This window comes from Tepidisphaeraceae bacterium (genome assembly GCA_035998445.1).
Lineage (GTDB): Bacteria > Planctomycetota > Phycisphaerae > Tepidisphaerales > Tepidisphaeraceae > DASYHQ01.
On sequence record DASYHQ010000017.1, the window covers coordinates 158,258 to 179,247 of the forward strand.

18 protein-coding genes are annotated in these 20,990 nt (G+C 65.3%); 11 read left to right on the forward strand and 7 right to left on the reverse strand.

Annotated features, from left to right (window positions below):
• The first annotated feature begins 4 nt into the window (after window positions 1-4).
• Complete coding sequence (locus tag VGN72_06130; GenBank protein HEV7298926.1) at window positions 5-3,310, forward strand: M12 family metallo-peptidase; 3,306 nt, start codon at window positions 5-7, stop codon at window positions 3,308-3,310.
• A 120-nt stretch (window positions 3,311-3,430) separates the two neighbouring features.
• Here the strand turns inward: VGN72_06130 and VGN72_06135 are convergent, their stop codons facing one another.
• Together VGN72_06135 and VGN72_06140 are read right to left on the reverse strand one after the other, a co-directional pair.
• Complete coding sequence (locus VGN72_06135) at window positions 3,431-3,607, reverse strand: hypothetical protein (protein HEV7298927.1); 177 nt, start codon at window positions 3,605-3,607, stop codon at window positions 3,431-3,433.
• Between the two features lie 297 nt (window positions 3,608-3,904).
• The gene (locus VGN72_06140; GenBank protein HEV7298928.1) at window positions 3,905-4,618 is read right to left on the reverse strand and encodes a gamma-glutamyl-gamma-aminobutyrate hydrolase family protein; all 714 of its coding nucleotides are present in this window, start codon (window positions 4,616-4,618) and stop codon (window positions 3,905-3,907) included.
• 109 nt (window positions 4,619-4,727) lie between these two features.
• On the opposite strand from VGN72_06140, the gene VGN72_06145 reads away from it, so the two are divergent.
• A complete protein-coding gene (locus tag VGN72_06145) occupies window positions 4,728-5,993 on the forward strand; it encodes a hypothetical protein (protein HEV7298929.1) in 1,266 nt (421 codons plus the stop codon).
• A 295-nt stretch (window positions 5,994-6,288) separates the two neighbouring features.
• Here VGN72_06145 and VGN72_06150 read toward each other — a convergent pair whose 3' ends face one another.
• Window positions 6,289-7,686, reverse strand: a complete 1,398-nt coding sequence (locus tag VGN72_06150) for a hypothetical protein (protein ID HEV7298930.1) — start codon at window positions 7,684-7,686, stop codon at window positions 6,289-6,291.
• 264 nt (window positions 7,687-7,950) lie between these two features.
• On the reverse strand, window positions 7,951-9,810 hold the full coding sequence (gene typA / locus VGN72_06155) for a translational GTPase TypA (GenBank protein ID HEV7298931.1): 1,860 nt from the start codon (window positions 9,808-9,810) through the stop codon (window positions 7,951-7,953).
• A 346-nt stretch (window positions 9,811-10,156) separates the two neighbouring features.
• On the opposite strand from typA, the gene VGN72_06160 reads away from it, so the two are divergent.
• The 5 genes from VGN72_06160 to VGN72_06180 all read left to right on the forward strand — a co-directional run bounded on the left by VGN72_06160 (window position 10,157) and on the right by VGN72_06180 (window position 14,153).
• On the forward strand, window positions 10,157-12,274 hold the full coding sequence (locus VGN72_06160; protein ID HEV7298932.1) for a hypothetical protein: 2,118 nt from the start codon (window positions 10,157-10,159) through the stop codon (window positions 12,272-12,274).
• Between the two features lie 63 nt (window positions 12,275-12,337).
• The gene (locus VGN72_06165) at window positions 12,338-12,844 is read left to right on the forward strand and encodes a nuclear transport factor 2 family protein (protein HEV7298933.1); all 507 of its coding nucleotides are present in this window, start codon (window positions 12,338-12,340) and stop codon (window positions 12,842-12,844) included.
• Between the two features lie 65 nt (window positions 12,845-12,909).
• Complete coding sequence (locus VGN72_06170; protein ID HEV7298934.1) at window positions 12,910-13,269, forward strand: VOC family protein; 360 nt, start codon at window positions 12,910-12,912, stop codon at window positions 13,267-13,269.
• A gap of 25 nt (window positions 13,270-13,294) precedes the next feature.
• Entirely contained in the window at window positions 13,295-13,525 is a 231-nt protein-coding gene (locus VGN72_06175; protein HEV7298935.1) for a hypothetical protein, read from the forward strand.
• 46 nt (window positions 13,526-13,571) lie between these two features.
• On the forward strand, window positions 13,572-14,153 hold the full coding sequence (locus tag VGN72_06180; GenBank protein HEV7298936.1) for a hypothetical protein: 582 nt from the start codon (window positions 13,572-13,574) through the stop codon (window positions 14,151-14,153).
• A gap of 114 nt (window positions 14,154-14,267) precedes the next feature.
• Here the strand turns inward: VGN72_06180 and VGN72_06185 are convergent, their stop codons facing one another.
• Window positions 14,268-14,945 carry a fibronectin type III domain-containing protein gene (locus VGN72_06185; GenBank protein HEV7298937.1) on the reverse strand — a complete coding sequence of 226 codons (678 nt, stop codon included), beginning with the start codon at window positions 14,943-14,945 and terminating at the stop codon, window positions 14,268-14,270.
• Window positions 14,946-16,015: 1,070 nt separating this feature from the next.
• Between VGN72_06185 and VGN72_06190 the strand changes: the two genes are divergently transcribed.
• The 4 genes from VGN72_06190 to VGN72_06205 all read left to right on the forward strand — a co-directional run bounded on the left by VGN72_06190 (window position 16,016) and on the right by VGN72_06205 (window position 18,553).
• Complete coding sequence (locus VGN72_06190) at window positions 16,016-16,507, forward strand: hypothetical protein (GenBank protein ID HEV7298938.1); 492 nt, start codon at window positions 16,016-16,018, stop codon at window positions 16,505-16,507.
• Between the two features lie 66 nt (window positions 16,508-16,573).
• Window positions 16,574-17,059: a hypothetical protein gene (locus VGN72_06195; GenBank protein HEV7298939.1), complete on the forward strand. Its 486-nt coding sequence runs from the start codon at window positions 16,574-16,576 to the stop codon at window positions 17,057-17,059.
• Window positions 17,060-17,107: 48 nt separating this feature from the next.
• Window positions 17,108-18,166: a pectate lyase gene (gene pelA / locus VGN72_06200; protein HEV7298940.1), complete on the forward strand. Its 1,059-nt coding sequence runs from the start codon at window positions 17,108-17,110 to the stop codon at window positions 18,164-18,166.
• A gap of 6 nt (window positions 18,167-18,172) precedes the next feature.
• The gene (locus VGN72_06205; GenBank protein HEV7298941.1) at window positions 18,173-18,553 is read left to right on the forward strand and encodes a hypothetical protein; all 381 of its coding nucleotides are present in this window, start codon (window positions 18,173-18,175) and stop codon (window positions 18,551-18,553) included.
• Between the two features lie 36 nt (window positions 18,554-18,589).
• Here the strand turns inward: VGN72_06205 and VGN72_06210 are convergent, their stop codons facing one another.
• Both VGN72_06210 and VGN72_06215 read right to left on the reverse strand, forming a co-directional pair.
• Complete coding sequence (locus VGN72_06210) at window positions 18,590-19,291, reverse strand: DUF1961 family protein (GenBank protein ID HEV7298942.1); 702 nt, start codon at window positions 19,289-19,291, stop codon at window positions 18,590-18,592.
• Window positions 19,292-19,722: 431 nt separating this feature from the next.
• Window positions 19,723-20,853, reverse strand: coding sequence for a hypothetical protein (locus tag VGN72_06215; GenBank protein ID HEV7298943.1), 1,131 nt, complete (start codon window positions 20,851-20,853; stop codon window positions 19,723-19,725).
• Between the last annotated feature and the right edge of the window lie 137 nt (window positions 20,854-20,990).

Below are 20,990 nucleotides of genomic sequence, written 5' to 3' on the forward strand. Positions count from 1 at the left end.
AGATTTGTCGTTCAAAAAGAGAACCAAGGTCTGGATCGAGTCGCTGGAGAAACGCCAACTACTGTCCGGCACGTTCTTGCGTGCCGAAATCGACTTTGCCGTCTACGATCCCGTCGCAAACGTCGCCTACTACGGGTCCGGTTCAGCAATCACCGGCTTGTCACTCGACGATTTGACCACCGTGGTCAGCGAGCACCACCTCAGCACGAACATCTCGAGCATCGATGTCTCTGAGAATGGCCAAACGCTGTACGCGCTAACGGTCGACGACGTGCTATGGGCGTTGGAAACGGAGAGTGGTGGTCAACGAATCCTTGCCCGGCCCCCGGCTGGTGCCGATGCCAGCGCCGTCGTCGCCACGGATGTTGGACCGCTCGTCTATGGCCGGTCCGCGAACAGAGCATACGCGTTATGGGCCCCGTCGGCTGACGGGGCAGAATACGAACAGATCTTCACCCCAACTTTATATGGCGCTGAAGCCATCGTCCGCTCCCACGACCATAGCACCCTGCTGCTCGGCCAAAGGGACATATACGACGTCGCAACCGGCACTGCTGAGCCGCTGGTTTCCGAAGGATATGCTTGGATCCATTGGCTCAATGGCAACGGGAGCGCAGTGAGCATCGGCTCCAATGGCTTATACGACCGCTCGACCGGGACGACAAAACCCGTGGGCTTTAATGGGGTAGCCGGAGGCTTTAGCGCTGATGGGTCGTCGATCTTCTACAAAGTGGACGACCGGTTCCTCGTTCAGAACACGTCGGACGACACGCTGCGCTACGTGATCGAACCCAGCGGCCTGCTCGCAAGCAGCGGGTTGCTATCGGTAGGTGATGTCCCCAACGCGTCAATCTTGCTGACGTCGAACGGCACTCACCTTCTATCGGTGTGGCGGACCGGATTGCACTTGGCGCCAATCGTCGCGCGACCGGCCTTCGCACCGATCTCACAGGCGGCGGCTTACGGACCGAACTCCGTCACCGTGCGCGCGGTCGACCCCAAAGGTGTGCTCGACCCCACCTTTCGCGGCACGGCTTCCGTTACAGTAGAACGAGACCGCATCGCGCAACCCCCGATCACCCACACCTTCTCCGCGGACGATGCTGGCGTGTGGACGTTCGACGTTGACTTCGCAGCACCGGGCTCGTACACGCTGACCGTCACGTGTAGCGAATTGCTAACCAGCGAATCGATCGAGGTACCGGTTGTCGACACGCTGCGCCGGCCCGTCATAACGGACGTCTCCTCGTTGGCAAGGTCGTCGCCGGGTCGCGGGGTGCAACGCATTAAACTTGCCGCGAGTGATGACACGGACCTTGCCCAAGGGTGGCTGGATACCAGTCACATATCCGTCACCGCACCCGATGGAACGGCACTTGTCCATCGGTACGAGGACCTCACCTTCGACCATCGGAATGCCAAAGCCACCATCATCATTGATGCACCAGGGGGATTCTGGGATCCCAGTGACAACGGGCGATATACAGTAAAGGTCGGCAAGGGGGCAGTTCGAGACGCCGCTGGACAGGAAGCGGCTAACGAGTTCACGTCGACGTTTCTCATCGACATCCTGCCATCGGACTCCTACCTTCTGCCGCAGGTCAGCGGTTACGTCTACAACGCAGTCGCCGGTCCCTACGGGTCCGAACAAATGTTGGTGCCGAACGTGCGGGTCTACGACGACTGGAACGACAACGGTCAGTACGATCCGTTCGAGCCCGCAGCGTTCACGGACGAACTCTCCAAGTTTAGTTTTCGCACCGGCCATCACTCGCGCATCATTCGGGTCGAGCATCGCCCTGGGTGGTCGACGCCGCCGGGCAAAGTTCATAACGGGTTAGGCCTCAATAGCGATCAGTACGAGTTATATTCGTCACCGGCCAATCCCGTCGTCATCGATTTACTCGTCGCCGCTGACACCATGGCCGCCGGAATCATGAGGACCAAATCCGACGATGGCAACGAGCAATGGCTCACGTCCCTTGCTCAGACAATAAATGTCGCATTCCTAGAGAGCCAGACCAACGTCGTGGTTCGAATTGTTGGTGTGGCGCAGGTCAATCACACGTTCAGTGGTGACCTGAGCAAGGAGATGCGACGGTTGTCCAATCCCCGCGACCGCACGTTCTCGGCCGTCCATGCCGAACGCGATCGGCTCGGCGCGGATATCGTGCTGTTCCTGACAAGTGGCAAGGTCCGCACACCCGTGCTGGGCCTTGCGTACACTTATCGCGACCGACCGGAACAAGGTCTCGCAGCGGTCGTTATGGGCGACGAGGTCGAAATCATTGCCGCCCATGAGATCGGTCACCTGCTGGGCGCCGGTCACGAGGCAAAAGCAGAGCGTTCGCCGACGTCCCCATATGCGCTCGGCTACCGGTTCACCGGCGTGAACGGCGTGTCGTACATGGACCTGATGTCCACGAATCACCTGGCACCGGCCGAACGCGTGGTGCGATTCTCTAACCCAGACCTCACCCACGCAGGTGTACCTCTCGGCGACTCCTTCGCCGACAACGCCCGTATGATTCGCCGCACCGCGCCAGTCGTCGCCAGCTATCGCGGCGCGGCGTGGCCCACGCCGCCGGCGGAGCACGACCTGGTCGCGACGAAGTTCGCGGCGAAGTTGCCTGACCTCTTCATGGGAGGCGAACGTGCGAGCGCATCGCTGTCGTACGTGAACAACGGCGACCAACTGCACCGCGGCCCCGTCAACGTCACCTTCTACCTGTCGACTAACGGCACGGTGGACGCAGGTGACACCGTCGTGGCAACGGTGGCGCGCAACGTGTCGCTGAAGCCCGGTAAGGGCGGAAAGCTGACGGCGCGCTTCGTGCTGCCGAGCGGGTTGGTCGAAGGCAACTACACGCTGCTGGCCAAGATCGACGGTGGCGACGCGTTCGCAGATCGCAACGAGGCAAACAACGTTCAATCGGGACCAATCGCGACCTATGCACAACCTGTGCTGGATCTATCCGTTACCCCCGGCACCACCACGATGCGCCGGGGTGGGCGGTTTGCGTTTGGCTTAACCAATTTGGGCAACGTGCCCGCCAAGTTCCATGGAACGGTGGACCTGACGGTATGGGAGGTCGGGCCGTTCGATGAAGTTGGCGTGGCGGGTCCGATCGGAACGACGGCGGTGTCGCTCAAACCATCGGCAACGCGGACGTATGGCGTGTCCACGGCATTCGCTAAAGCGCTGGCGCCGGGCACGTACAAGTTCGTCCTCCGCGTGACGCCGCCGGACGGCGTGACCGATGTGGATCTCACCAACAACATCGCCACCGTAATGGTGACGCTGGTGTAAGCGCGGGTCCGGATGGCGAATGGCCGGAACGTCGCGAAGCGACCCAACGCGCCACACGCCCGGCCTCGCCACTTCAGCGGCAAGGCCGGGCGTGCGGGTTAGTGTGTACGGGGCGTGCCGTTACATCGGATTGCTGAGTTCGGTGATGGTGCCCTGGCGTTGTTCGGGCATCATGGGTTTGGTCTTTTCCTCGGTGGTGCGTTCGCTACCGCTGCCGCTGGTTTCACAACCGACGGTGGACAGGCCGAGCGTGACCACGAAGGCCATCGCGAAACAGGTATGGAGGGCGCGCTTCATCTGGATCTCCTTGCCGGCGTAACGCCAAGGTTGGCGGTGTTCCTGCAAGCAAGATATTCCAACGAACGCGAGGGTGGAGCGGGGAAAATGGCAGACGATTTATGAGCAGATCTTGAGGCACGGGAGGGCGATATTCCCGTAGCATGGGCGTCCCGCCCATCCATTGAAACAGGACGCGCGACCGCCCCACTTCAGCAACGCGTCCCTTGGCATTGGCAACCTCTTCCGCTTCGGCCACGGACGAGACGCCCATGCTACGGGAAGAGGCGTTGCCGATTTACACGTTGCCGCGACCCGCTATTCCTGCGCCCGCCGGTTTAGCAGGCGGAAGAGCTTGAGGTGGTCTTCCTCGTCGCTCAGGCGTTCGGGGTGCCACTGGACGCCCATGAACAGCGGATACGACGGGTCTTCCACGCCCTCGATCACGCCGTCCAGCGACGTCGCGATCACGCGCAGCCCGCGGCCGAGCGTCTTCACCGCCTGCTTATGACTGCTGTTGGCCAGCACGTCGGTCTTGCCCAGTTCGCGGGCCAGCAGCGTGTCGGCGATCAGCTTCACGTCGTGCCGTGGATAGCGGCCCTCTTCGAGCTTGCCATGCTCCAGAGCGTTCTCACGTTCGATGTCGGGCAGATGCTGGTGCAGGCTGCCGCCGCGGTAGACGTTCATCATTTGGCTGCCGAGGCAGATGCCCAGCACGGGCTTGCGGCGGCGCTCGACCTCGGCCAGCAGCGCCATCTCAAACCGCTGGCGCAGCGGGTCGATCGGGGCCGCCTTGGGGTGGTACGGGGCGTCGCCGTAGATCGCTGGGTCGATGTCGTTTCCGCCAGACAGGATGATGCCGTCGCACAGGTCGACGTAATCGCTCACGAGCGACACGTCGACCTTGTACGGCAGCAGCACCGGCAGCCCGCCGGCGCGTTCGACGCTTATCGAGTAGCCGCATGGCGACTCGTACTGGTTGGGCTTGTCGTGCGTGTCGACCGTAATGCCGATCAGGGGACGCTTGGCCATGGGGTTAACTTCCGCTAGCGCGCCGTCACCAGTGCGAATGCCGTCCCTACGCGGAACCGGCATCCGTACCTCGTTGACGGCGAACAATTCGCCGCTGAGGATACACGGGATGAATCCGTCGACAACGTTCCCGCGTTACACGTCGTTCGACCCGGCCGTGCCCGTCTGGTGTGCAACGCCCCACCAAGGCGGCGCGATACACCGCTTCTTCGACACCAACCCGCTCAGCCCGTCGGGCAGATACCTGGCCGTCCTGCGGCTGCCGTTCGAAGATCGGTTGCCGGAGCCCGGCGAGACCGCGCGCGTCTGCGTGATCGACCTGCAGACCGGCGCCGACCGCACCGTCGCCGAAACGTGCGGCTGGGAGCCACAGCTCGGCTCCAACATCAACTGGGGCGCCAGCGACGACGAACTGCTGTTCAACGATGTCGACGTACAAACGTGGACCCCGTTCGCCTGGCGGCTGAACCCGCACACGGGCGATAAGGTGCGTCTGGATGGAACGGTGTATCAAGCCTCGCCGGACGGCCAGTGGATCGCATCGTCCGACATGCGATCGATGCGCCGCACGCAATCCGGGTACGGCGTGATGGTGCCCGACGAACACGTGCCGCGCAACGTCGGCGTGCGCGACGACGCGGGCCTGTGGATCACCAGCACCCGCACCGGCCAGCGCAAGCTCGTGGCGACCCTGAAGCAGTTCGTCGACGCCGGTGGCGACGCGATGGAGATCCCCGACCCGCAAAAGGTTGAGTTGTACGGCTTCCACACGAAGTGGAACCTGCAAGGCGACCGCCTGATCTACACGTTGCGCTGGTTCCCCAACAGCGGCGCATCGCAGTACGTCCACATGAAGGGCGTGCGGTTCGCCGTCTTCACGCTGCGCCCCGACGGCACCGATATCCGCTTGGCCGTCCCGCCCCGCCAGTGGGACAAGGGCGGCCACCACATCAACTTCTTTCCCGACGGCCAGCACCTGTCGATGAACCTTGGCCTTGGCCCCAACAACAGCCTGCGCCTCGTGCGCTGCGGCCTCGATGGATCCGACCTGCGCCCCATGCTGCCCGACCTGCTCGGCTCCGGCCACCCCACCGTGCACCCCGACGGGCGTCACATCCTGACCGACACCTACACCAACGAGCCCATGGTCTTCGGCGACGGTACCGTGCCGCTGCGATGGATCGACCTGGAGACCGCCACTGAACGCTGCCTCGTTCGCTTCAGCACCGCCCAGCCCTCTCCCAACTTCACCCTACGCGTTGACCCGCACCCGGCGTGGGACAAATCGTGGCGCTACGTCACCTTCAACGGCTACGTCGACGGCGCGCGGCGGGTGTTCATCGCGGATATGAAGGACGTCAGCCAGGTGCCTTAGACTGCCACGAACGACCGGATGCCCGCGGCGAACGTCAGGCATATCTGCTCTCGCCGCATTCCGGGCAGCGGCCACCGCTGGCGCGCAGGTCGTAACCGCATCGCCGGCACTGCCCGTCGCGGGCACGCTGTTGCTCGATCTCTTCCGGTCGTCGCAATCGCCAGCGTGAGGTGAGAACTCGAAGCGTCAGGAACAGCAACGGCAGAGCGAGGACGACGCTCGCGAGGCTAAGGCACAGCCATAACATTGGGCACTCGCCAGAGCCTCAGAGCGTCCGAAACATCGTGATCCCCATCTAGGGAAGCCTTAGCAGCAACTCTTCCGGCAGCGGTGGCTTCTCGACTTCGTCGAAGATGTTCTCGGCTGCGTCGCGCGCGGCACGGGCGGCCACTCGTTCCTTCTCGGCGGCATGCAGACGGCTCCGGGCGATGCGGCGTTCCCGGTCAGAGCTCAGCTGGAAGCCGCTGTGCACCGAGTTCATCCTGTGCTGCTCGTCGGCGACACTTAAGCCTGCCCGCGAAAACCGACGTGAGGTCTCGCGCAGTGCCAGACGCGCGCTCTTCACCGCGTTCCACTTCCGCTCGGCCGTGGACTTATCGATCCACTCGGCACCCCAACGGGCCTGCGTCCTGCCTCTTGCAAGCCGCTCGTCGTAGGCAAAATAGAAGTCCAGCGACTCCAGGTAGTACGGGGACCACGTGTCTTCGCTGTTGACGTGGGCCAGGCAGACGCCCAAGGTGTTCTGCATCGCTTCGGACAGCGGGGCCTTCGGGTCGCTCAGGTAATCGCGCACGATCTTCACCGATCGCATCGGGATCTTCTTCAGGTATATCGTGGCGGCGTTGTTCACGATGGTGGGATTGTCCGGATCCTCACGGAGCGCCTTCTCGATGTACGGGTGAGCCTTTTCCTTCTCCCGATCATTGGCGCCACCGAGGAACAAGCTGACGGCCACGCCGTGATGGTCGCCGCTCTTCAGGAACAGCACGCGCGCTTCCTCGAACCGGTTGGCCGACACGAGGCGCCAGGGGTGGCTGCCCAAGCCGGGCGCATCCGGCGCCAGATCCACGACCGGCGGAGCGTCGGCCGGCGCTAACTTGGCCAACTCGGCAGCCATTCCGTCAAACGGCGAATCCAGTGGCTCGTCGGGCCCGACGGGCGAAGCCGATGTTTCGGACGGGCTCGCCACAGCGACAGGGGCCGGCGTCGGCTCGCTGACCGCGTCCTCGCTATTACCGCTGCCTGTCGATTGGTCGAACATATCGACCGGTCCGCCCGTTGGTTTAGGGGCAGTCGCCACTCGCTTGTCGATCTGCGCGATGGCCAGTTCGAGCGACGCGACCTTCGCCTTCATCGGCGCGGTCGCATCGGACCGGCGACCCATCGCAATCGCCTTTTCAAAGCAAAGCTTCGCCGGGGAGTACTTCGACGTCGTGGCGAGACGGTTACCCTGCGCCACCAGTTCCGCAAACTGCAGTTCAAGGTCATTCTTGACAGTCGTCGGATCGGCCTCGGCCACCACGGGGGCGGGCGCGGGCGTCTGCCTCTCGGGCCAGAGCAGATACGTGCCACCCGCTATCAGCAGCGCGGCAAACCCGACGGCGATGAGGGGACCGTAGTCCTTCTGCTTCTTCACCACCGCACGCGGCGTCGTAGTGGCTGCCGCGGCGGTCGCCGACAGCTCGAGTAGCAAGTGGCACTCGGAACAAACGACGTGCTCACCAACGGTGTGACACTTCTCAAGATTACCGATATCCCGTTCGCAATTGCCGCACTGAAGCATGATTTCCCCTGTTCGACGTGCCCCGTCAGTCTATCGACTCCGGAATGATGCGTAAATGTTGCGAAGGGCCGGAAATGATTGCGGACCAAGAAGGCAATCGCCGATCGCGCAAAAAAAGGCCTCCAGCACCTGGCTGGCGGCCTTTCGTTTGTCTTACCGAAGCAGACGCAAGGCTTACGCGTCCACCGTCATCTCGACCTTCTTCTTGCCGGCCTTCTTGCGTTCGTTCTCGGTCAGCTTTTCCTTACGCAGCCGGATGCTGGTGGGCGTGGCTTCCACGAGTTCGTCGTCCTCAATGTATTCCAGCGCCTGTTCCAGCGTCATCACGCGGGCGGGTTTCAGGATGATGTTTTCATCGCTGCTCGTCGTGCGCATGTTCGTCAGCTTCTTGGCGGTGGTCGGGTTGACGGCCATGTCGTTGTCGCGGGCGTTTTCGGCGACGATCTGGCCCTCGTAGACCGGATCGGTCGGGTTCACGAACATCACGCCGCGCTCCTGAAGGTTGTTGAGCGCGAACGCGTTGACGGCGCCGCCGGTCATGCTGACCATCACACCGTTGGCCCGGCCGGGCACGTCGCCGCGGGGCGGGGCGTACTCGTGGAAGTTGTGGTGCATGATCGCCTGGCCCTGCGTCGCCGTCAGCATGCGGGTACGCAGGCCGATCAGCCCGCGGGCGGGAATCGTGAACTCCAGGTGAACCTGGCCCAGGCGGTTGTCCATGCGGACCAGTTCGCCCTTGCGGTTGCCCACCAGTTCCATCACGCTGCCCATGCTCTTTTCCGGCACGTCGACGACGAGGTACTCGTACGGCTCGGTGATCTCGCCGGTCTCCTTGTCCTTGTGCATGATGACCTGCGGCTTGCTGATGGATAGCTCGTACCCCTCGCGCCGCATGTTCTCGATCAGGATGCCCAAATGCAGCAACCCGCGGCCACTGACGCGGAACGAGTCCTTGTTCTCGGTCTCTTCCACCTTCAGCGCGACGTTGCTCTCCAGTTCCTTCATCAACCGCTCGCGGATGTTGCGGCTGGTGACGAACTTGCCTTCCTTGCCGGCGAACGGGCTGTCGTTCACGCGGAAGACCATCGTCAGCGTCGGCGGCTCGATGTCCGTCGCTTCCAGGGGTTGCGGGTTGGCGACGTCGCAGATGCTGTCGCCGATGTCGATCGCTTCGACGCCGATCATTCCGACAATGTCGCCCGCGGCCGCTTCGTCGACGTTCTTACGGCCGAAGCCGTCGAACACCTGCAGCTGCGTGATCTTCGTCTTCGTGGTCGACCCATCGCGCTTCACCAGCGCGATCTGCTGACCGCTCTTCACCTTGCCGTTGTAGATGCGGCCGACGCCGATACGGCCGACGTACTCGTTGAACTGAATGCTGCTGACGCGCACCTGCAGGCTCTTGTCCGGGTCGCCGTGCGGCGCCGGGATGTGCTTCACGATCGCCTCGAAGATCGGCAGGATGTTCGTGCCCTTCTCATCCGCCTTCCAACTGGCGATGCCCGCCCGGCCGCTGGCGTAGATGACCGGGAAGTCGAGCGTCTCGTCGTCGGCGCCCATCTCCACGAACAAATCGAACACCTCGTTCAGCACGCCGTCGAGGCGCGCGTCCTGGCGGTCGATCTTGTTGATGACCACGATCGGCCGCAGCTCGTGCTGAAACGCCTTCTTCAGCACGAAGCGCGTCTGCGGCATCGGGCCTTCCGCCGCATCCACCAGCAGGAACACGCCATCGGCCATGCTCAGTACGCGCTCGACCTCACCACCGAAGTCCGCGTGGCCGGGCGTGTCGATCAGGTTGATCTTGATGTGTTCCTTCGTCACCGGATCGATATGGTCGATCGCGACGTTCTTGGCCAGGATCGTGATGCCGCGCTCGCGTTCCAGCGGGTTGCTGTCGAGCATGGTGTCCTGCACCTGGCTCTCGCGGAAGTTGCCGCTTTGGCGCAGCAGGGCGTCCACGAGCGTGGTCTTGCCATGGTCGACGTGGGCAATGATGGCGACGTTGCGGATATCGTTTCGCACAGAATTCATGGGTCTAAGGTCCGTAGTGGGTTGTCCGTTGTCAGCTGCTAAGACCGGCTCCCAACTGCCCTTACCATGGACAACGGACGACGGATCACTGACGAAAAGGCGCAATAGCGTATCCCGCTACCGCTTAATATACAACGACGGCGGCGGGCAAAGGTTTGGTGTGGATGAAGATCACGTGGAAAATCATTCATTCAAGCAGCGGATAGCCCTTCCAGAACCCGTTTGTACCTCGATAAGCAAGACGCTACGATAACGACTTGCTCGCGAGCATCGCTCGCGACCTCAGTTCGCAGACCGTTCCGTTCCGGTTTTGCGATCACCCGTCTTCTGCAAGGGCTTTTACCACATGATGTTACGCCATGCTCTCTCGTCGCGCGGGTACATGCTCGTCATCGCGATCGCCACTTTGCTGACCAGCGCCGTCGCTCACGCCGCCGAACCACTGCGGTACACCTTCGCCACGTCGAAGGAGCCGGTGTACGAGCTAAGCGTGCGGGCCGAGGTGCCCGGCGGTGGCGTGGAGGACCTGCAGGGGCGCATCGCGTACACGATCGTCAACACCGACCCCCCCAGCGGGCGCACCACGCTCACGTACACCACCACCTTCCGCAAGCTGGACGGCAACGGCAACGTCATTCCCCCCGCCGGCACCGGTCGCCCGCGCATGGGGCCGCCATCGTGGGCGGAGATGTTCGGGGGCCAGCAGAAGCCGGCCGCGGCGCAGGTGGTGATCGATGCCACCGGCAAGGTCGTGCAGACCAACCGCCTGAACGACGGCGACTTCCTCCCCTACCTGGTCGGCCCCGCCTGGCAGTTGCCCTTCGAGGAACTGGCCGCCGACGACCGCGCCAACTGGTCGACCGAGCGCGACATGAACCTGTACGACAAGATCGAGCCCAAGCAGGACAACCGCCCCCCGCACTTCCCGCGCGGCCCGTTCGACCAGCCGCCGCCGGTCGAGCGGATCTACCAAACCGCCCGTGAGAAGGTCGACTACACCCGCGGCGCCCCCACGGCCGACGGCCTGGTGCCCGTGCAGCGGGCGCTCACCCTGACCTCGACCGATCAGGTCGACGGCAAGCCCAAGCTGCAGATGGTCGGCGATGGCGCCTTTCAGTTCGACCCCGCCGCTGGCCTGCTGCGTTCGCTGAACTACAAGCTCACGATCACCTTTACCGAGAAGAACGTCACCGCCAGCATCCCCGTCACCGTCACCGCCAAGCTGCTGAGCGCCGACGAGGTGGCGAAGATCAAGGCCGACGAGGCTGCCGCCATCGCCAAGGCAAAGGCCGACAACGAGCAGCGCAATGCCGAGCGGATGGAGAAATTGCAGACCTCCACCGACGGCCTACCGGTAGACGCCACCAAGACCCCCATGGTCGGCACGGTCGGCGGCAGCCCCTTCACCACCGTTGACGACGATGTCCGCCCCGTCATCGGCTTCCGATATGAACCCTCAACGTTCGGCGGGCGCAACTGCCTGAAGATCCTGAAACCCATCTACGAACGCCCCGACGCCACCGGTGAGGACGACGGCAGCGCCGACGAAGGGGGCAGCGTGCTCCTCGCCAAGCCCGGGTACGTCGTTACCGGCCTGACCGCCACCAGCGTGCAGTACCTGAACGCCGTCCGCGTCACGTTCATGCGCGTGAACGACAACGGCTCGGCCGTCCCCACCGACACCTACCAGAGCAAGTGGCTCGGCAAGAGCGACGCCGGCGCCAAGACCACCGAACTGGCCGGCAAGGGCGCGATCGTCATCGGCCTGTACGGCATGCAGGGCCTGAACCTCGACGGCATGGGGTTGGTCATGCTGCCCGCCGGCACCAAACTGCCGCCCGAGGCCATGGCGAGCCTCACCGCGTCCGACACCGAAACCACCCCCACCGGCGTCAACACGACCGCCGCGAAGCCCGCGCCCGCCATCAACGACGACGGCTCCGACGCCGACACTGACGCCGACCCCACGCCCACGGCCGCTGCCCCCGCGTGGCAACCGCGCAACGGCAAGACCTTCGAGGTGCTGAGCAAGATGACCGGCCTGCCCGCGCGCGACGGCGACGACGCCAACCGCGCCGTGCGCCTCGACCGCCGCGGCACGCTGGAGACCAAGGGCAAGTACCGCACGCCCAGCGCGTTCCGCATCGTGCTGCGCAGCGACGGCCACGAGGTGCGCCTCGGCTACGCCGCCGACGAGGTCATCTTCAACTGGGGCATGCGCCCCACCGAACTCCGCATCGACGGCGGCCCCGCCAGCGGCAAGCACAAGCCCGACGCCGGCGCCCTGCCCCAGGGCCGCTGGACCCACATCGAGTGGACCGTCGACGCCGACCAGATGGCCATCTACGTCGACGGCAAACTCCGCACGCGGGTCCGCGCCGACTTCAGCGACGTCAGCAAGCCCTTCCGCCTCACCGCCACCGGCGGGCCGATCGCGGTGAAGTCGATCGAGGTGGTGCGCTAACCAACCCGTAGATCGACGGGTTGACGTTCCAATCGATCGACCGCTTCATGAAAGGCGCACCTGATGCCACCGAAGAGTCCACCGATTCCGCTTTGTCGCGTGCTGCTGCTCACGGTCGCGTTGGCGATCTGCGCGATCGGCACCACCTCGGCCGCGGAACCGGCGACCCAGCCGGCCGCCACGTCGCAGCCGTCCCTGTCGTCGGCCTATACTCAACTGGGCGACGCCCTGCGGACCAACGACGTCGCGGCGCTCGACGAGTTGATCGCGGCCGACTTTCTGCTGATCGACCACGAGGGAAAGGCGAGCACCAAGGACTCGCTGTTGCAGGCCTTCCGCGACGGCATCATCACGATGCGCACGTTGCAGGTCTCCATGTCATCGCTGAAAGACTTCGGCACCGCCGGCGTCGTCCAGGGCCCGATCACGCTCCAGATGACCTACGGCAAGCAACTTCCCCTGGAGATCAACGCCCGGTTCGCCGTCACCTGCGTCTTCGTCCTTCAGGACGGCCACTGGCGCCTCACCGCCGCCCAAATGTCCAAGCGAAACGCGCCGAAGCCGCAGTAGCCGATGCAGACCATCCGCGTCCTTACCTGTGCCACCCGTTGTACTCCCCCTAACCCGAAGGTCGCATGCCCCACCCTCGCCTGAACCTCGTCGTCCTTCGCGTGTCCGACATTGACCGCTCCGCAGCGTTCTACGGGCTGCTGGGCCTGACGTTCACCAAGCACGCCCACGGTTCCGGCCCGCAGCACTACGCCAGCGAGTCGGACGGCTTCGTCTTCGAACTTTACCCCGCCACGGCCGAACAACCCGTCTCGGCGTCGGCGCGGATCGGCTTCACCGTTGCGGACGTCGACGACGCGACCTCCAAACTCGCCGCCACCCCTGGCGCCCGCGTCGTGACCGCCCCGAAAGATTCAGAGTGGGGCCGCCGGGCCGTGGTTGCTGATTTGGATGGGCACCGCGTGGAATTGGTGACGACGCGATAGCACCTAAGAGTTAGAGTGGCATCCCATGCCTGACCCCCGCTACATCCGCGTGCCGTGGTACTCGCAGCGGTGGCACTTGCGCTACATCCTGCCGACGGCGCTCTTCGCCTACTTCGGGGCGGTGGCGCTGGACGGCTTTCACACCGCGCCGGTCACGGCCATCGTCGTCGCGTCCTTATTCGGCGCCATCGCCATGCTGTTCCTCCGCATCAGCTGGCAGTCGCGCTTTCCATTGCGTGGGAAAAGGCGACACTAAGACGCGGTCGGTGCCGTCCCACCCTTCGGGCGCTTCGCGGCGAGCAATGACTAAATCGATCAAACAGCCCGTCACCTATGCCTCAGTTCCCGCCATCGCTGCCCGGCGGCCCGTGCCACGCTGGGTGATGATCGCCGTGTCGGCACTCGGCGGGACGTGCCTCGTTCTGCTCCTCGTCGCTGCTGCGACCGACCCGGAGCCGGCCCGGGCGGCGCGAAGCCTCGCGCGCGAGCATGGTTATGCAGCCTTGCTCGCAGGCGCTGCTATCGCAGCCCACTCCGCGCTGCGTCTGCGCAACCGGTCACAGGCTCGGCCGACGAGCGTTCTCGCCGTCCTCTCGGTGCTGCTCGCGATCCTCAATCCGGTTGCCGTCGACCTGCTCTGCGGGTTGATCGGGATCGCGCGACTCAACGCCGGCGGCGGAAGCAGCGAGATGTACTCGTTCGCGGCGGGCCTCGCGGCGTTGGCCGTCGGCATTGTTGCGGCCGCCCGAGTCCACTATAGCCGTGGCCGAATCTCGGGCATGCGATGGGCCATCGTCGGCATCATGCTGGGGTTGCTATGGGTGGTCGGATGGATCCTGCTGGCCCTGATGTTCGCCATGGCAATGGGGAACGGCCGGTGGTGACGGAGCGACGAAGACACGGGCGGGCAAGCCGCCGGTGGCACCCGGCTGGACGAGGATCGACCGGCCGTCGCGGCGTCGCACCGTGTCACCCCCTCACCCTGTCACTTTCACCCCTCACGCCGCCCACTGCGACACGGCTCGGGTCGGGATGATCGTCTTCGGCATCGGGCCATCGGTGCCGAAGTGGACGTTGAACTGCGCCCACGACCCGACCGCCCGCGAGCGCACCGCCCGCACTCGGTACATCATGCTCGGCGTGCCCGCAGGCACGGTGGTGTCGACGAACTTGCGCTTGCCGGCGGTGCCGATGAACTGCGATGGCGCGCCGTCGCCCAAACTGCGATAGACCTGGTACATCGTCCCCGCCGCCCCGCGCGGCTGCTTGCATTGCCACGACAACTCGACCCACCCCAGGACCGTCAGCGTGACCGTAAACCGCTCCGGCGTGCCGGGCGGCGCGATGGGTGAGGCCTGCGCCGGCGCGGGCAGGTGCGCCATGCCGTACACGTGGTCGCCGCCGAGGCGCGCCGCGCCGCGGATCTTCGACACCGCCGCCGCCCCCATCCGTGCCATCGCCTCGTCGGCGGTCGCCAGCCGCTGCGTCGCCATCTGTGCCGCGGTCCGCGCCGCTTGCGCCGCCTGGTACGCCACCTTGGTCGCCTCGACCGCCACCGTCAGGTCCGCCAGTTCACCATCGCTCAGCCCAAGCGCCTCGGCGTGTTCCTGCCACACCGCCAACCGAAGCCTGTAGAACTCGATCCGCTCCGCCTGCTTCTCCGGCACCACCCGCATAATTCCACTCCTCTCGTCCCACGAACCCCGACACATGCCCCGCCACGTCCGCGGCCCGCAGAGCACTGCCGACAGGCCGATTCGCGGTAGCACGGGTTTTCAACCCGTGTTGAACTAAGAAGACACGGGTTGCAAACCCGTGCCACGGCCGACCTGAAACCGACCTCACGCCCACCCCGCCCCCACTCGGGCCGCAACGACTCGTCATGCGGTGAAAGACCCTTCCGTAGAACGGCTGCGCGTCGATTTAAGATCGACTTGTTGCCCTCGACCGCTTAACACATTCCTCCAAAAGCCACGAAAACCCCCACCCGCCCCTGAAAACGCCACGAGCATCCGTGCGACCGCAGCATTCCTCCGTGCGAACCGGATACTTGCTCGTGCGAACGAGACGTTCCCCCGTGCGAACGGGACACTTGCTCGTGCGAATGCCGCATTCGCACGAGCAAATGTCGTATCCGCACGAGCGAACGGCGCATCCACTCGGGAACACGGCGCATCCGCCCGCGCGCCCGCGCCGTTCCCTCGTGCGGCGGGGGCATCCACGCGCATGGATGCCCCCGCCGCACGCCCAATCACCATCCCCGCACGAACGACCTGCCCATCCGTCGGGTTGACACGGCCGTCGCGCACACCTGGTCCCCCACCCGCCCGATCCGGCAAGCAGAACGCGTGGTAGGTCCCGACACACGTCCGAACTAATACAGGAGCCCGACGTTCGCCTCTTCCCGTGGCATGGGCGTCTCGCCCATGCGTGTCGATTGGAACGGGAAACCCGATTTGGTTGTTACCGCGCCGACCCGGCCGCTGAATGGAATAGCCTCTTCCGGCCCCACTACACGCATGGGCGAGACGCCCATGCCACGGTCCGAACCCCCGCGGCCTCGCGCCGCCGCCGCCGAGCGACAGCGATTGACAATTCCATCAACCGCCGCGCCGGTCTATCACCATCAGCCGGGTGCCACGATCCGGTACTCCGGGTCGTGTGCGAATCGCGCGGCCGGGCCAGGCACGACCCGGAGTACCGGATCGTGGCACCCGGCGTCGGCCGTTCTGATACACTGCCCCTCGTGCCGCCCATCAATCTCGATTACGCGCCGGGCCCGGAGTTTGACACGGGCCGATTCGTTGCGCGTTACCTTCAGGTGCTGGCGTGGCTGATGATCGGATCGATGGTTCTCGAGCCGATCATCTCCGATTCGCTGCACATCGACCTATCGCCGATCTTGTTGTTCTGGGCGGCATCGGCGTTGAAGCGGCGGAGCCGGACGGCGCGGAAGTGGGTGCTGGTGCTGGGCGGCCTTACGCTGTGCGGCCTCGCGATCCTGCTCGTGCAGGGGACCGTTAGCGGGACGATGGGGATGACGGTGAAGATCGGGACGCATCCCATCGCCAACCCCCCGTTGTGGCTGTTCGCTTCGGTGACGGTACTGAGCGCCGGCGTGGTCGCGGTGCCGTTTGCCGTCCTGCTGTCAGACCGTGCGAGCAAGCAGTTTGGTGTCGTCGCGCGAACGGATGCGGAAACGGAGGCGTTAGCCGATCGTTTGTCGCAGGTACGGTGAACGCGCTGGTCGACGACGAATGGGGAATGGCGCCGCCGCACCCGCAGACCGAGCAAGACCTGTTCTATGTTGACACCGGAACACGCGCAAGATTCGAAGGCGGCGAGCGGCGCGGCGCAGATGCTCCTGGCGTTCCTGCGCGAGCATGACGCGGCGTGCCCGGTGTGTGGGTACAACCTGCGGGCGCTAACGCGGCCGGTCTGTCCGGAGTGCGGGCATGAGCTCGTGCTGACGGTCGGGGCGGCGCGGGTGCGGTTGGGGTGGTTGATGGCGGCGGTGGCGCCGGGGTTCTTCTCGGGCATCGCGGCGGTCTTCCTGCTCGTCCCGGTCGTTGGGCGGTTGATCTGGGGCGATGGGCGGATGTCGCCGGCGCTGAACGCGCTGGTGGTGTTCGGGCTGGGCAGCGGTGGGTTTGCGATCTATCTCGCGAGAACGCGCAGCCGGTTCCTCGCCCAGCCGCGGGCGCGGCAGCGATGGTGGACGCTGGGCATCTGGCTGGTTCACGTGGCGGCGCTGGGGCTGCTGATCGTGCTGGGGCCGCGGTACCTTTGAGGGCAATCGCAGGTGCAGTTGAAGTCAGTCGACGAAGGAGAATGAACCATGTCTCGCAACTGGGCCATCGTGCTCGTATTGGCGTGGGTGACCGGGTGCAGGACGATCGCGATGGCGGCGGAGGGGCCCGTGCGGATTGGGGTGTTGGCGGCGCAGCCGGATGCGTGGTTCGGTACGCCGGCGCAGCAGGAGGCGATCGACCGGGTGCTCAGTTGGCAGACGCCGCTCGGCGGGTGGGCCAAGGAGTACGACGCCGGCCGGGCGCGCGTGGGCGACGAGCCGTACGGCGCCTACGACGGGCTGGCCACCATCGACAACGGCGCGACGTACACCGAACTGCGGTTGCTTGCACGCGCGCACCGGCTGACGCCGCGGGCCGACGCGCTGGCGGCGTTCAACCGCGGGCTCGACTTCCTGCTGGACTGGCAGTACCCCTCGGGCGGGTGGTCGCAGCGGATGCCGCGGACGAAGAAGTACCCGCGCATGATCACGTTCAACGACGACGCGATGATCAACGTCCTGAAGCTGCTGCAGGACGTCGTGCATCACCCCGACTTCCGCTTCGTGGACGACGCCCGCCGTACGCGTGCCGAGCGGGCGGTGCGGCTGGGCGTGGAGTGCATCTTGAAGTGCCAGATCGTCCGCGACGGCGTGCTGACCGGCTGGGGCGCGCAGCACGACCCGGACACGTTCGAGCCGACCGGCGCGCGCCCGTTCGAGCTGCCGTCGCTGAGCGGGCAGGAAGGGGCGAACGTCGCGCTGTTCCTGATGTCGCTCGATAAGCCCGACGCCCGCGTCCGCCGGGCCGTTCACGCGGCGGCGGCGTGGTTCGAATCGGTCAGGATCCCCGGTTATCGCCTGATCGATGAGCGCGACGAAAATGGCAAGCTGATCCTGCGGCTGGCGAAGGACCCCGACGGCGTGACGTGGGCCCGGTTCTACGCGCTGGACGACCAGCGCCCGCTGTTCGCCGACTGGGAGGCCCGCGTCTACGCACGCTACGAGGACCTGCCCGACGAGCGTCGCAACGGGTATCGCTGGTACGGCGACTGGGGCCTGCGCGTCGCCAGTGAGTACACCCAGTGGCGCGCCCGCCACGGCGAGTAAAGGAGCATGATGGAACTGCCGGCAACACTGGACCTGCGTGCCTTCCTGCCCGCGAAGGACTTCGGCGTGTCGAAGAAGTTTTACGCGGCGATGGGATTCACCAAGACATGGGAAGGCGACCGGATGGCCGAGTTTCGCATCGGGCACAGCGGCTTCTTCCTGCAGGACTATTACCAGGAGGCGTGGGCTCAAAACTGCATGATGAACCTGGTCGTGCCCGACGTGGCCGCGTGGCACGCGCACGTGCGCAGCGCGAAGTTGGTCGAGGCGTTTCCCGGCGTGAAGGTCAGCGAGCCGACGGTGCAGCCAGTCGGCATCATCCTCTACGTCCACGACCCCGCCGGCGTCCTCTGGCACATCCAACAGCGACCGACGACGGTCGATTAGCGGACCAGTTCAGCGAACGGATCAGACGAGCACCGCCTACGGCTGCACGCGCACCTCGTGGACCAGCAGGTTGGCGTACTCGGCGATCATGGGGGTCATCTGGCGGAAGCCGATCTTGCCACCGGTGAGGGTGGGGCCGAACGCACGGCCATCGTCGATCCAATGGAACAACACCAGTGGCGGGTTGTCGCCCTGGCCGATCGAGAAGCGCACGTGCGGGCCGGCCTTGATCAGTTCCACCTGGTATGGGCCGACGGCATCGGGCACGCCTGGCAGCGGGTCGGCACCTTGGGCGACGAGGTGAAAGCCGTGGCTCTTGCGCAAATTGCAGGTGGTGAAGGCGCGTTCGCTAACGTGCTTGCGGCGGAAGTAGCTGACGTGCAGCGCGTCGATGTCGCCGTGGTGGTACTGCTCGTACGGCCCGCTGCGCGGGGCAAGAGCGGGGTCGAACAGATCCTGCCCGGCCCGCCCGCGGGCGGCGAAGAAGAGAATGCAGAGCCCGGGCTCGCGGATGGGGTAAAAGTCCCAGGTGATGGCGACGTTGTCGGGCAGCTCGCGGTCGCACCAATGGACGATGTTGGCCCGCTGCCCATCGGCGGGATCGCGCGTGCCCTCGAGGCGCATCCGCTTCATCGGAAAGCTGACCGCCGCCTCCCCTTCCATGCGAAACCCCGCCACGTCCGCCGGCGACGCGAGCGGATTGGAATAGACGAGTTCGCCGATCTCGAAGCGGGGCATGGGGTCAACTCTTCCGTCAATAAAGCTATCGAGGTTGGCTTAAATTGTCGCCGTGCGAGGGCGCGAACGGTTACAATCTAGCAGGCATCGCCGGGGCCGCAATGGCGGCGAGCTTCCGGTTCCGCTCGCGTTGGACTGATGCGCGTCCAAACGTGTCGTCGTCCTGAGAGCATGTGCAGGTCGCGATCGGAGCGGGTCTTCACCGTAGCATGGGCGTCCGGCCCATGGTGTCGGTACGCCGACACGTCGGATGGTACGCCCTCCGAATCAGCAATCGCGCCAGCGAAGGAATCGCTGAAAGCCCGAGGAGCAGATCGCTTACGCTCGTTAGCTCGGGCCGAGTACGGCCCGACACCGCGGGGTACCGCGGCTCCACGGGCGGGCCGCCCGTGCTACGCGCGGGGAACGCGTTCTGGGTCAGGCTGTGTTGCTCACGCCGCCGGTTGGCCGTCGCTGCCTTTGTCGATGGCGGTGATCAGGTCGCGCAGGGCGTGGTCGTCGGTGTGGCGCATGCGGTCGTGCAGGATGCGGCGGAGCTCGGGGTGCCAGCGTTCGCTTTCGGTGGCGCGGATCGCCTCGGCGAGCAGGCGCGTCGAGGCCTCGCGGCGCTCAGCTTCGGCGCGGGCGCGGCGGCTGCGCGTCAGCACGATGGCCAGCCAGATGATCAGGCCGAGCACGATCAGCCCGAGCACGATCGCGGTCAACATGATCAAGGACAGGCCTTGACCGAGGAGGCCGCTGCGGCCGATGAGCAGCGAGCCGGGTTGGTTGTCGGGACCGAGGACGTTCATCTCGACCAGCGCGTCGCGCAGTCCTAAAAACGTCTCGCGCGACATAGCCCGGCTGGTGCCGCTGAGCGCCTGCGTCAGCTGGGCCTGCTCGGTGCCCTCCATCAGCGCGGCGGTCTCAGCTTCGACCGTCTTGCGAATGGTGGGGCCAAGCTGTTCGTCCACCGTGCGTGCCAGCGCCGGGCCGATCTGCCGTTCCAAGCCTTGGCCGATCGCGCTGCTGACGGGCTCGGCGATCGCGGGGGCGATTTCCTGCACGTAGCCGGCGACGACGGCGCGGCTGGCGTCGTCCTCCATCGTGGCGGCCAGTTCGGACGCGAGCTGGCTGACCGCCGTGCGCGTGCCGCGCGCGATCGCGGGGGCAAGCTCGCGCTCGATGGCGCCGCCGGCGACCGTCATGTTCTGCTCGATCGCGCGGGAGATGGCGGGGCTGAGGTGCTGGTCGAGCCCACGGGCGACGGCCTGCATCACGCTGTCGACGATTTGCCCCGAGAGGCCCGGCGCGCGGTCGACAAGCTGTCGTGCCTCGGCGGGCAGATCGGCGTCATTCGGCACCTCGCCCATCAGCCCCTGCACGAGCCCCTTTGCGACAGCGGCCGAGAGGCGGGTGGCGACCTCATCGAGCGCGGCCTTGTTCTCCGGTGACGAGAGTTCCTGCAATGTCGATTTGGCCCCGGCGGGCGCGGCCTTCTCCGCGACGCGCTTCGCCTGTTGTGCGCAGCCAACAGTTCCGATGAAGAGCAGTGCGATGGTGAGAAGGCGTAGTGTGCGCATCGTTGCGAGCCCGCCGCACGCGATGTGCCGTGGCGGTCGTTTACCGAATCTCCTGAGAACGAGCGCGCCGGAGGATGATCGGCGACCTCGTCAGGACAGGGCCATCCGTGGCATGCAGGTTTGGCCGTCATTACACT